The organism is Pseudomonas sp. AGC41 (genome assembly GCF_057334555.1).
Map to the genome: position 1 here is coordinate 1 of NZ_JBHFJB010000007.1, position 10,930 is coordinate 10,930.

Genomic DNA, 10,930 nt, shown 5'->3' on the forward strand with positions numbered 1-10,930 from the left:
CCCCCCCACAGGGTTCGAGGGTGCCCATAAAGCCTGAGTGCACCACATTTCACTGTGGGAGCGAGCTTGCTCGCGATAGCGGTGGGTCAGTCTATATAAGGATGCCGGATGGATTCAGCGCAGGGCCGTAGCCCTCGATAAACTCCGGCGGCATGCGCTTGGGCCTGCCGGTGGACAATTCGATGCAGACGAAAGTGGTCTGGGCGCGCAGCAACGTGGCGTTATCACTGGGGCGAACCAATTGAAAGTGTCGGGTCATTTTCAACCGCTGGTCCCAGTCGACGATCCAGGTCGCCAACTGCAGTTCGTCGCCTTCATAGGCTGCCGCCAGGTAATCGATTTCATGGCGTACCACCGCCATGGCTCGATCAAGCCGCCGGTACTCCACCAGGTCCAGGCCCAGGCGCTGGGAATGGCGCCACGCGCAGCGTTCCAGCCAGGTGACGTACACCGCGTTATTGGCGTGGCCCAGCCCGTCGATGTCTTCGGCATTCACCTGAAGATCAATGATGAACGGCGTTGCCCGATCCCAGCCCATGCCCGTCTCCCGGTCGAATTTGGATCGGCGCAGTGTACCGGAAGCTCAGGCCGATTGCCGCGCCTGCAGGCTGCGTCCGGCCAACAGTGATAACACACCATCAATGACCCGGGGATCGGCCAGTACCCGTTGATGCCCGCCCTGACCCAGGCGCAGCAAGCGGCTGTCGAACCAGGCTTCATGGATCAGCTGCGATTCCTTGACCGATACCGACGTATCGTCCTCGGCGTGGACAATCAAGCCCGGAATATCCAACTGATATTGCGCGACATCCATCTTCGAGGCCTGCATGCCGACGTCCTGCTCCACCTGGCGAATAAAGGCCGAACGCGCCCTGGGCGGCAGCCCCATCATCCGGGCGAAGCCACGCAGGACGCCGAGGATACGCGCCGGCGCGGCGATGCTGACCAGTGTCTCGGTCCGCAACCCAAGCTGAACCGCCAGCATGGCACTGGCGCCGCCCATCGAGTGGCCGATCACCGCTTGCAACGGCGGCAGCTCGGCTGCGGCTTCGAGCATCGCCCTGGCGAACAGCAACACATTGGCCTCGCGACCCGGCGAGCGACCATGGGCCGGCCCATCCAGCGCCACCACCGTGTAGCCGGCGTCCACCAGCGCATTGATCAATGCCGCGAACTGCGTCGGGCGCCCTTCCCAGCCGTGCATCAGCAATACCGCCGGGCCTTTGCCCCAGCGCAACGCAGACAGGCCGAAGCGCAAGGTGATGCGCTCGGACGAGGCCAGCAATGGCAGCTCCCAGTCCCGCGGCGGCAGGGCCCGAGGACTCATGAACACCCTGCGCATTTGTTTCGCTACCAGGCGCGGGGCTATCCGGCCAAGCGTGCCATTGACACCACGAATCCAGCTCAACCTGTCCATGCTCATCTCCAGGGCTTGCGCCTTAGCTCAGCGCACCGCCGACTTGGCGGCGCGCAGCAAACGATCCGATAACTCGCCCGGGCCCAACGCTCGGGCCAGGGCCAGGCCGCCGACCATCAAGGCGATGTCGGCCAGGGCTTTGTCCGCATCCTCGGGGCTGGCGGCCAACTGCGCGACCATCAGCTCGATATGCTCACTGAGAACCTCACGAAACGCGTCCGGCAGTCGCCCGAGCTCACCGACCGAGGCCGGGATCGGGCAGGCCTGCTCGGTGGAATCACGATGCTTGCGCGACAGATAGAACGCCGCGACCAATGCGCGCCGCTCTTCGCCTGTCAGTTCGGCATCCATGTCGGCGATCAAGCCACGGCGGCGATTGAGCAGTTGCTTGAACGCCTCCAGCATCAAGGCGTCCTTGCTTTCGAAGTGGGCATAAAAACCGCCCACCGTCAGCCCGGCCGCGCCCATCACCTCGCCCACGCTCGGCTCGGCCGGCCCGCGCTGGATCAGCGCATCGCTGGCGGCCTTGAGAATGCGTTCACGGGTTTGTGCTTTTTTATCGCTCATCGTTGCCTCCGAATATTACGATTGAAATATTATTCCCATAATAAATTTCCGCAAGCGAAATCTTCACCGCTGGTCGGAAGGATTCATCGAGGATAAGGGAATTGGCTGAACGCCAGACAAACAAAAGGGCCATTCAAGAATTGAATGACCCTTATAAAATCCCGCAGAGCGGGTAATCGTGGCGTCCCCTAGGGGACTCGAACCCCTGTTACCGCCGTGAAAGGGCGGTGTCCTAGGCCACTAGACGAAGGGGACACAAACCTTCTGAACAGAATCAGCGCTGAGAACTGATCGCTTCAAGGCCGGTGTGGCCAGACCTTGAAGTGTAAATTGGTGGAGCTAGACGGGATCGAACCGTCGACCTCTTGCATGCCATGCAAGCGCTCTCCCAGCTGAGCTATAGCCCCGGATTTTTCGCCTCGCGGCGGAGCGACATCGTGTTGCAACATCGCTTCTGTAAAACTGGCGTCCCCTAGGGGACTCGAACCCCTGTTACCGCCGTGAAAGGGCGGTGTCCTAGGCCACTAGACGAAGGGGACGCAAACCCTTCTGACATCTGATCAACGCTGAGTGTTGATCGCTTCAAAACCAGTGTGGCCAGGTCTTGAAGTGTAAATTGGTGGAGCTAGACGGGATCGAACCGTCGACCTCTTGCATGCCATGCAAGCGCTCTCCCAGCTGAGCTATAGCCCCTCATCGCTGAGGACGGGGCGAATCTTAAGGGCGTATCCGAGGGCTGTCAAATTTATTTTCAACAAAATTGAAAATTTTTTGCCGGGATAACAATCACTTACCGACAAACCCCGGAAAACCGGGGTATGCCTTGTTCCATCGACCGCTCAGGCAATCGCGCCCAGCAGTTTTTCCCACTCCTTGTTCTCCTTCTTCGACACGCCACCGAGCAGATCAATGGCCTGGCGCAGACGGAAACGGGTCAGGTCCGGCCCGAGGATTTCCATCGCATCGAGCACCGACACCGAACTCGCCTGGCCGGTGATCGCGGCAAACATCAGTGGCATCGCATCGCGCAATTTCAGCTCCAGGTGTTCAACCACCGCCTGGATGGTCGCGGTGATGCTGTCCTTTTCCCACTGACGCAGGCTTTCCAGTTTCCACAGGATCAATTGCATCAACTGCCGCACCTGATCGCCGGAGAGTTTCTTCGATTCGAACAGCTTCACATCCGGGGTCACGCCGCCGGCAAAAAAGAACCCGGCCAATGGCGCGATCTGGCTGAAGGTCTCTACCCTGCCCTGCACGTGCGGGGCGATCTTCATCATGTACTCGGGGTTGAACGCCCATTTCTGCACTCGCGCGGCAAACTCTTCCACCGGCAGGTCGCGCAGCCACTGGCCGTTGAGCCAGGACAGCTTCTCGACGTCGAAGATCGGCCCGCCCAGGGAGACGCGGGACAGGTCGAAGTGCTCGACCATCTCCTCCAGCGAGAACTTCTCACGCTCGTCCGGCATCGACCAGCCCATGCGGCCCAGGTAGTTGAGCATCGCCTCGGGCATGAAGCCCATGCGCTCGTAGAAGGTCACCGAGGTCGGGTTCTTGCGCTTGGACAGCTTGCTCTTGTCCGGGTTACGCAGCAGCGGCATGTAGCACAACTGCGGTTGCTCCCAGCCGAAGTACTCATAGAGCAGGATCAGTTTCGGCGCAGACGGCAGCCATTCTTCGCCGCGCAGCACATGGGTGATGCCCATCAGATGGTCGTCGACCACGTTGGCCAGGAAGTACGTCGGCAGGCCGTCGGTCTTCATCAGCACTTGCATGTCCATGCGGTCCCACGGGATCTCGACATCGCCACGCAACATGTCCGGCACCACGCAGACGCCCTCGCTCGGCACCTTCATGCGGATCACATGAGGCTCGCCCGCGGCCAGGCGACGCTCGACTTCTTCTTTCGACAGCAGCAGCGCACGGCCGTCGTAGCGCGGGGTCTCGCCCCGGGCGATTTGCTCGGCGCGCATCTGGTCCAGTTCCTCGGCGGTGCAGAAGCAAGGGAAGGCGTGGCCCATGTCCACCAATTGCTGGCAGTACTGCTTGTAGATCTCGCCACGCTCGCTCTGGCGGTACGGACCGTGCGGCCCGCCGACATCCGGACCTTCGCTCCAGTCGATGCCGAGCCAGCGCAGGGCGTCGAAGATCTGCTGTTCGGACTCGCGGGTCGAACGCAGCTGATCGGTGTCCTCGATCCGCAGGATGAACTCACCGCCGTGCTGCTTGGCAAAGCAATAGTTGAACAAGGCGATGTAAGCGGTGCCGACATGGGGATCGCCGGTAGGCGAAGGCGCGATGCGGGTACGGACGGTGGTCATGGCATGTCTCGGAAAGAATATAAAAGCGAAGATGAAACAGGGGGCGAATGGTAACAGGCGATGGTGTGCGGGCTCCAGTGAGCGCGGGATTTGTGTGGCCAGTCGTCAGACCGAGTCGCGCCATTCGCGAGCAGGCTCGCTCCCACACTGGACCGCATCCAGTTCGGACGACTCGGTTTACTGTGGGAGCGAGCCTGCTCGCGAAGAGGCCCTGGGGCCCTGCAATACTCAGACAGTCAGCAACCGCTCACGCAACTTGCCGATCTCGTCACGCAACTGCGCCGCCGCCTCGAACTCCAGGTCCCGAGCCAACTGGTACATCTTCTCTTCCAACTGCCGGATACGCTTGGTGATTTCGCTCGGTGAGCGCAGTTCGGCCTCGTAGCGGGCGCTCTCTTCGGCGGCCTTGGCCATGCCCTTGCGCTTCTTGCTGCGCGAACCGGGCACGGTGGCGCCTTCCATGATGTCGGCGACGTCCTTGAACACGCCCTTGGGCGTGATGCCATTGGCCAGGTTGAAAGCGATCTGCTTGTCGCGACGGCGCTCGGTCTCGCCGATGGCGCGCTCCATCGAGCCGGTGATGCGATCGGCATACAGGATTGCCCGGCCGTTGAGGTTACGCGCGGCGCGACCGATGGTCTGGATCAACGAGCGCTCGGAGCGCAGGAAACCTTCCTTGTCCGCGTCGAGAATCGCCACCAGCGACACCTCCGGCATGTCCAAGCCTTCGCGCAGCAGGTTGATCCCCACCAGCACATCGAAGGTGCCCAGGCGCAGGTCGCGGATAATCTCGACCCGTTCCACCGTGTCGATATCCGAGTGCAGGTAACGCACCCGCACGCCGTGGTCGGCGAGGTAGTCGGTGAGGTCTTCGGCCATGCGCTTGGTCAGCGTGGTCACCAGCACCCGCTCCTCCACCGCCACGCGCTTGGTGATCTCCGAGAGCAGGTCATCGACCTGAGTCAGCGCCGGGCGCACCTCGACCTGCGGGTCCACCAGCCCGGTCGGCCGCACCACCTGCTCGACCACCCGTCCGGCATGCTCGGCTTCGTAGTTGCCGGGCGTGGCCGAGACGAAAATCGTCTGCGGGCTCACGCTTTCCCATTCGTCGAAGCGCATCGGCCGGTTATCCAGCGCCGAGGGCAGGCGAAAGCCATATTCCACCAGGGTTTCCTTGCGCGAACGGTCGCCTTTGTACATCGCGCCGACCTGAGGCACGCTGACATGGGATTCGTCGATCACCAACAGCGCATCGGCCGGCAAATAGTCATATAACGTGGGCGGCGGCGCACCCGCTGGACGACCCGACAGGTAGCGCGAGTAGTTCTCGATGCCGTTGCAGTAGCCCAGCTCCAGGATCATTTCCAGGTCGAACCGGGTCCGCTGCTCCAGACGCTGGGCTTCCACCAGTTTGTTGTTCGAACGCAGGTATTCCAGGCGTTCCTGCAACTCGGCCTTGATGCCCTCGATGGCGCCCAACAGGGTTTCCCGCGGCGTCACATAGTGGCTCTTGGGATAAAAGGTGAAGCGTGGCAGCTTGCGGATCACCTCGCCGGTCAGCGGATCGAACGCCGAGATGCTCTCCACTTCGTCATCGAACAGCTCGATACGAATCGCTTCCAGGTCCGATTCGGCCGGATAGATGTCGATCACATCGCCGCGCACCCGAAACGTGGCCCGGGCAAAATCCATATCGTTGCGGGTGTATTGCAAGTCCGCCAGGCGCCGGAGCAAGGCACGCTGGTCGAGTTTGTCGCCGCGATCCACGTGCAGGACCATTTTCAGATAGGTTTCCGGGCTGCCCAGACCGTAGATGCACGACACCGTGGTGACGATGATCGCGTCCTTGCGCTCGAGCAACGCCTTGGTCGCCGACAGCCGCATCTGTTCGATGTGGTCGTTGATCGAGGCGTCCTTCTCGATGAAGGTGTCCGACGAAGGCACATAAGCCTCAGGCTGGTAGTAGTCGTAGTAGGAGACGAAATACTCGACGGCGTTGTTCGGGAAAAACGCCTTGAACTCGCCATACAACTGCGCCGCCAGGGTCTTGTTCGGCGCCAGCACCAGGGTGGGCCGCTGCACCTGGGCGATCACGTTGGCGATACTGAACGTCTTGCCCGAGCCGGTCACACCGAGCAAGGTCTGGTGCGCCAGCCCGGCCTCGATGCCTTCGACCATCAGGCGGATGGCTTCCGGCTGGTCGCCGGCGGGCTGGAAGCGAGTGACTAGCTGGAATTCAGACATGACATAACCCCTGGGTTCACTCCCGTCGGCCAGGCGACAGGAACGAGAAAGACCGAAACGACTGACGTCGCCCGAGGAAAAAGCTGGAATGCACACAATGTGGAGGTGATTGCCTTCGCTTTCAAGACGAACGTCCTACACGCCTTGCAGACTTTGACGCTGCGAAGGGACTAACGGTCGAAAAAAATCGAAAATACTTACGCTAAACGCCGAATAGCCTGTCGCCCTGTCCGGTGATGGCCTCTATACTAGCTCCCCGTTTGTGCACCGCTCTAGTGCATTCGGCTGGAGCGCGACACGTCCTCTCACCCTCCATTCAGAGCCGCGCAATAATGAGCCTGTTTTCCGCTGTCGAATTGGCACCACGCGACCCCATCCTGGGCCTCAACGAAGCTTTCAACGCCGACCCCCGTACCAATAAGGTCAACCTGGGCGTAGGTGTTTACTGCAACGAGGAAGGGCGCATTCCGTTGCTGCGCGCCGTGGTCGAAGCCGAGACGATTCGCGTGGCTCAGCACGTTTCCCGTGGTTACCTGCCGATCGACGGCATTGCTGCCTACGACCAGGCGGTCCAGACCCTGCTGTTTGGCAAGGACTCCCCGCTGATCGCCTCTGGCCGCGTCATCACCACCCAGGCCGTGGGCGGCACGGGCGCACTGAAGATCGGTGCCGACTTCCTCAAGCAATTGCTGCCGGACGCCGTCGTGGCCATCAGCGACCCAAGCTGGGAAAACCACCGCGCACTGTTCGAGACCGCCGGCTTTCCGGTGCAGAACTATCGTTACTACGACGCCGCCACCCACGACGTGAACCGCAGCGGCCTGCTGGAAGACCTCACCGCCCTGCCCGACCGTTCGATCGTTGTGCTGCACGCCTGCTGCCACAACCCGACCGGCGTCGACCTGAGCCCGGAAGACTGGAAAAATGTCCTGGCAGTGGTCAAGGCCAAGAACCATGTGCCGTTCCTGGACATGGCCTACCAGGGCTTCGGCAAAGGCATCGACGAAGACGCGGCGGCCGTGCGCCTGTTCGCCGAGTCGGGCCTGACCTTCTTCGCCTCCAGCTCGTTCTCCAAGTCTTTCTCCCTGTACGGCGAGCGTGTCGGCGCGCTGTCGATTGTCAGCGAGTCGAAGGAAGAAAGCACCCGCGTACTGTCCCAGGTCAAGCGTGTGATCCGTACCAACTACTCCAACCCGCCGACCCACGGCGCCAGCATTGTTGCCGCCGTGCTCAACAGCCCCGAGCTGCGCGCACAGTGGGAAGAAGAGCTGGCCGAAATGCGCCTGCGCATCCGTGGCATGCGCGAGCAGATGGTCGACATGCTGGCCAAGGCCGCGCCGCACCACGACTTCAGTTTCGTCGCCCGCCAGAGCGGGATGTTCTCCTACTCCGGTCTGACCGTTGAACAAGTGACCCGCCTGCGCAACGAGTTCGGCATCTATGCCCTGGACACCGGCCGCATCTGCGTGGCCGCGTTGAACCAGAACAACATCGATGCGGTGACCAAGGCCATCGTCCAGGTGATCTGAAGCTCGATGAATGAAAAACGGGAAGCCATTGAGCTTCCCGTTTTTTTTCGGTTGAAACCGCCCCCCGTGGCGAGGGAGCTTGCTCCCGCTGGGCTGCAGAGCAGCCCCAAAATCAGCCACCGCGGGATATCAGCCTGGTTGGTTGGAACAGCCTGGGGCTGCTGCGCAACCCAGCGGGAGCAAGCTCCCTCGCCACAAAAAGCAAGACCACAAAAAGCATCCAGCACGACACTTTTGTCGAGCCTACAGCTCCGTCGCCCGCTGGCTCGCCGCATCGTCGTAGATGACATACAACGACTCGGCGACCTGGCTCTTGATCGCCTTGGTACTTTCGAGCCCCAGGACAAAACCCTCGGCCTTGCCACCAGCGCGGTTCAGTTCTTCGGGGGTGCTGGCCTGGGTGATGGCGTCGTACAGTTTTTCAGCGTGAGGCCCCACGCCCTTGGGCAGACTGATCTGGGCGGTGCTCACAGGAACACCTCGGCGCAATCGATTGTGTGAAGTGGTAACAGATGGTTCATGGCGCGTCCCTTGATGTCGGCGAATGGCCGGCAGCGCGTCCTGCCACTTCCGGGCGTCCATGGTAGCCCTCTCTCGCCGTCGCGGTAACTGCCAATCGTTGATGGGTCACCGCTGGGCTTCAGGCCGCTCCGTGCGCAATAGATGCTTGACTTCTCTTTTCCAATCAGTAACATACGCGCCATTCCGCGATAGCTCAGTTGGTAGAGCAAGTGACTGTTAATCACTGGGTCCCTGGTTCGAGTCCAGGTCGTGGAGCCAGACAGCAATAATCAAAGCCCCTGAATCGAAAGATCCAGGGGCTTTTTTTGTGGGCGTTTTTCAGCCAAACGGCGACTGATCGCCGTATACCGCCTGGCTGAGGTCGCTACCGGAACAATAATCTGGCGCCAACCAGGCACTATGGTCTGAATCCTGCTTCATTTTTCGACGACTCAAGCTGTCACGAGCGTGTCATCGCAGTGCCGCAAACTGTCGATGTCCGCCGCCGCAGCTCATAACAACAAGGACGAAGCCATGCCTACACAAAATCCTCACCGCATCGTCGGCCTGTGCACTTCCAGCAAGGTCTACAACGTACTGACCGAGCTCAAGCACCTGGAGGGCCACCGCAGCGCCAAGTTCCTTTCCCTGCTCGCGGAAAACCTGGTTCGCAAGGGCTTGCTCAATGAACAGGAAGTGGTGCACATGCTCGACCTGGTGGTCGATTGAGCAGCATCGATTCCTACTATTGAAGCGGTTGATTTTTCCCCATCCCGCATGAGACGTAAGGTACCCCCATCCACTGATGGAGGTTTCCCATGCCCAAGGTTCAAATCATGTCTGTCATCGGCAGCGCCGTCCCCGCCCCACTTCGGGAGCGCGGACTGTTGGCTTGCTGGTATCTGGTGCAGGACGGCGTCACCGTCAGCGGTCCGCTGACGTCCCTGCCCGCCGCCCAGGCCTTGTCGCAACGTATCGGTCCGTACCTGTTGAGCGCCTAGGGCAACTGCACCCGCGGCTTGCCCTCGACGAACAGCGCCCAGCAGGACATGAACAGCGCGGCGATCAGCGGCCCGATGACAAAACCATTGAGGCCAAATACGGCCAACCCGCCGAGCGTCGAAATCAGGACCATGTAGTCGGGCATCTTGGTGTCCTTACCGACGAGGATCGGGCGCAGGAAATTGTCCACCAGGCCGATAACGAAGACCCCGAATAGCGCCAGCACCACGCCCTGCCAGATCGCCCCCGACAGCAGGAAATACACCGCCACCGGCACCCAGACGATGCCCGCCCCCACCGCCGGCAGCAGCGACAGGAAAGCCATCAGCACCGCCCACGGCAGCACCGTCGGGATGCCCAGGATCCAGAAAATCAGGCCGCCCAAGGCGCCCTGGGTGATCGCCACCAACAGATTGCCCTTCACCGTCGCCCGCACCACCCGGTTGAATTTCAGTTGCAGGCGGCGCTTCTGGTGCTCGGCCAGCGGAACGGCCGAGCGTACCTTGCGCACCAGCTCCGCGCCGTCACGCAGGAAAAAGAACAGCAGGTAAAGCATCACGAAGAAGCTCACCAGGAACTGGAACGTACCCTGGCCGAAACTGAACGCCTGGGTGGCGAAAAATTCGCTGCCCTGCATGGCGCTCTTGACGATCTTGTCCCGCAAGCCACTCAGGTTGCCCAGGCCGAAACGGTCAAGCAGATTCTGGAAGAACGGCGGCAACGCCTCCTTGAAGCGGGCCAGGTAATCGGCGACGTCCAGCTCGCCACTTTCCAGGCTCTTGTACAGCGCCGCCCCTTCCTGAACGAGCAAGGTACTGATGACGATCACCGGCAAAATGGCGATCACCACGCAGATGCTCAGGGTGAACAGTGCCGTGACATTGCGCGGCCAGCCGAACTTGAACTGCAAGCGACGTTGCAGCGGCGCAAAGACGATGCCCAGGATGACGGCCCAGAATACCGCCCCATAAAACGGCAGCAGAATCCAGACGAAGGCAATGCTGACCAGGATCAGCAACAGCATCTGCGACTTGTTTTGGAGGTTCTTTCGGTTCATGTGCTTTCCATGTCATTGGCAGATAGACGTTAGTCCGCCAGGACTCGCCGGAGTGCCGTCGCGTCTGCCGTATGCCGGCATTCGAGGTCGCGCCGGGGGATGGGAATGTGGTTCGGGCTGTTGATGCGCGATGCGCGCAAGCTGCCTGCCTGAGATCAAATCGTGGGGGGGGGGCTTGCTCCCGCTCGGCTGCGAAGCAGTCGTAAATCTGCGGATGCGGTGTGTCTGACGCTGCGCATGCGGCAGCTCTGGGGCCGCTTCGCGGCCTAGCGGGAGCAAGCTCCCTCGCCAC

General features: G+C 61.2%; 10 protein-coding genes and 5 tRNA genes. 4 read left to right on the forward strand and 11 right to left on the reverse strand.

Translation table 11 applies throughout. From position 1 onward, the window contains the following. Nucleotides 1–91 precede the first annotated feature (91 nt). The 9 genes from ACE04F_RS00980 to uvrB form a co-directional block, all read right to left on the reverse strand. Complete coding sequence (locus tag ACE04F_RS00980; RefSeq protein ID WP_486104144.1) at nt 92–538, reverse strand: acyl-CoA thioesterase; 447 nt, start codon at nt 536–538, stop codon at nt 92–94. A gap of 45 nt (nt 539–583) precedes the next feature. Continuing rightward, nucleotides 584–1,417 (reverse strand): alpha/beta fold hydrolase, encoded by an 834-nt coding sequence (locus tag ACE04F_RS00985; RefSeq protein ID WP_486104145.1) that lies wholly within the window; start codon nt 1,415–1,417, stop codon nt 584–586. Nucleotides 1,418–1,444: 27 nt separating this feature from the next. Then, nucleotides 1,445–1,984 (reverse strand): TetR/AcrR family transcriptional regulator, encoded by a 540-nt coding sequence (locus tag ACE04F_RS00990; protein WP_305495839.1) that lies wholly within the window; start codon nt 1,982–1,984, stop codon nt 1,445–1,447. Between the two features lie 179 nt (nt 1,985–2,163). Continuing rightward, nucleotides 2,164–2,239, reverse strand: a tRNA-Glu gene (locus ACE04F_RS00995). 76 nt (nt 2,240–2,315) lie between these two features. Next, a tRNA-Ala gene (locus ACE04F_RS01000) sits at nt 2,316–2,391 on the reverse strand. Nucleotides 2,392–2,447: 56 nt separating this feature from the next. Then, nucleotides 2,448–2,523, reverse strand: a tRNA-Glu gene (locus tag ACE04F_RS01005). 78 nt (nt 2,524–2,601) lie between these two features. Then, nucleotides 2,602–2,677 (reverse strand) — tRNA-Ala (locus ACE04F_RS01010). 146 nt (nt 2,678–2,823) lie between these two features. Beyond that, nucleotides 2,824–4,305: a glutamate--tRNA ligase gene (gene gltX, locus ACE04F_RS01015; protein ID WP_486104147.1), complete on the reverse strand. Its 1,482-nt coding sequence runs from the start codon at nt 4,303–4,305 to the stop codon at nt 2,824–2,826. Nucleotides 4,306–4,533: 228 nt separating this feature from the next. Continuing rightward, a complete protein-coding gene (gene uvrB, locus ACE04F_RS01020; RefSeq protein WP_486104149.1) occupies nt 4,534–6,549 on the reverse strand; it encodes an excinuclease ABC subunit UvrB in 2,016 nt (671 codons plus the stop codon). 332 nt (nt 6,550–6,881) lie between these two features. Here uvrB and ACE04F_RS01025 point away from each other — a divergent pair, with 332 nt between their 5' ends. Continuing rightward, nucleotides 6,882–8,078, forward strand: a complete 1,197-nt coding sequence (locus tag ACE04F_RS01025) for an amino acid aminotransferase (protein ID WP_486104151.1) — start codon at nt 6,882–6,884, stop codon at nt 8,076–8,078. Nucleotides 8,079–8,321: 243 nt separating this feature from the next. On the opposite strand, the gene ACE04F_RS01030 is transcribed toward ACE04F_RS01025, so the two are convergent. Beyond that, on the reverse strand, nt 8,322–8,549 hold the full coding sequence (locus ACE04F_RS01030; protein ID WP_305495845.1) for a hypothetical protein: 228 nt from the start codon (nt 8,547–8,549) through the stop codon (nt 8,322–8,324). 233 nt (nt 8,550–8,782) lie between these two features. On the opposite strand from ACE04F_RS01030, the gene ACE04F_RS01035 reads away from it, so the two are divergent. The 3 genes from ACE04F_RS01035 (at nt 8,783) to ACE04F_RS01045 (ending at nt 9,580) form a co-directional block, all read left to right on the forward strand. Beyond that, a tRNA-Asn gene (locus ACE04F_RS01035) sits at nt 8,783–8,858 on the forward strand. 255 nt (nt 8,859–9,113) lie between these two features. Beyond that, nucleotides 9,114–9,308: a hypothetical protein gene (locus ACE04F_RS01040; RefSeq protein ID WP_305495847.1), complete on the forward strand. Its 195-nt coding sequence runs from the start codon at nt 9,114–9,116 to the stop codon at nt 9,306–9,308. A gap of 89 nt (nt 9,309–9,397) precedes the next feature. Further along, nucleotides 9,398–9,580: a hypothetical protein gene (locus ACE04F_RS01045; RefSeq protein WP_305495849.1), complete on the forward strand. Its 183-nt coding sequence runs from the start codon at nt 9,398–9,400 to the stop codon at nt 9,578–9,580. Here the strand turns inward: ACE04F_RS01045 and ACE04F_RS01050 are convergent. Further along, nucleotides 9,577–10,638 carry an AI-2E family transporter gene (locus ACE04F_RS01050; protein WP_486104154.1) on the reverse strand — a complete coding sequence of 354 codons (1,062 nt, stop codon included), beginning with the start codon at nt 10,636–10,638 and terminating at the stop codon, nt 9,577–9,579. The genes ACE04F_RS01045 and ACE04F_RS01050 overlap by 4 nt on opposite strands. Nucleotides 10,639–10,930 lie beyond the last annotated feature (292 nt).

What these genes read in the sequence shown, in the direction of transcription:
- ACE04F_RS01050 (WP_486104154.1), bottom strand. Translation starts at nt 10,638, where the DNA reads ATGAACCGAAAGAACCTCCAAAACAAGTCGCAGATGCTGTTGCTGATC.
- ACE04F_RS01025 (WP_486104151.1), top strand. Translation starts at nt 6,882, where the DNA reads ATGAGCCTGTTTTCCGCTGTCGAATTGGCACCACGCGACCCCATCCTG.
- ACE04F_RS01045 (WP_305495849.1), top strand. Translation starts at nt 9,398, where the DNA reads ATGCCCAAGGTTCAAATCATGTCTGTCATCGGCAGCGCCGTCCCCGCC.
- ACE04F_RS00990 (WP_305495839.1), bottom strand. Translation starts at nt 1,984, where the DNA reads ATGAGCGATAAAAAAGCACAAACCCGTGAACGCATTCTCAAGGCCGCC.
- ACE04F_RS01040 (WP_305495847.1), top strand. Translation starts at nt 9,114, where the DNA reads ATGCCTACACAAAATCCTCACCGCATCGTCGGCCTGTGCACTTCCAGC.
- ACE04F_RS00985 (WP_486104145.1), bottom strand. Translation starts at nt 1,417, where the DNA reads ATGGACAGGTTGAGCTGGATTCGTGGTGTCAATGGCACGCTTGGCCGG.
- uvrB (WP_486104149.1), bottom strand. Translation starts at nt 6,549, where the DNA reads ATGTCTGAATTCCAGCTAGTCACTCGCTTCCAGCCCGCCGGCGACCAG.
- gltX (WP_486104147.1), bottom strand. Translation starts at nt 4,305, where the DNA reads ATGACCACCGTCCGTACCCGCATCGCGCCTTCGCCTACCGGCGATCCC.
- ACE04F_RS00980 (WP_486104144.1), bottom strand. Translation starts at nt 538, where the DNA reads ATGGGCTGGGATCGGGCAACGCCGTTCATCATTGATCTTCAGGTGAAT.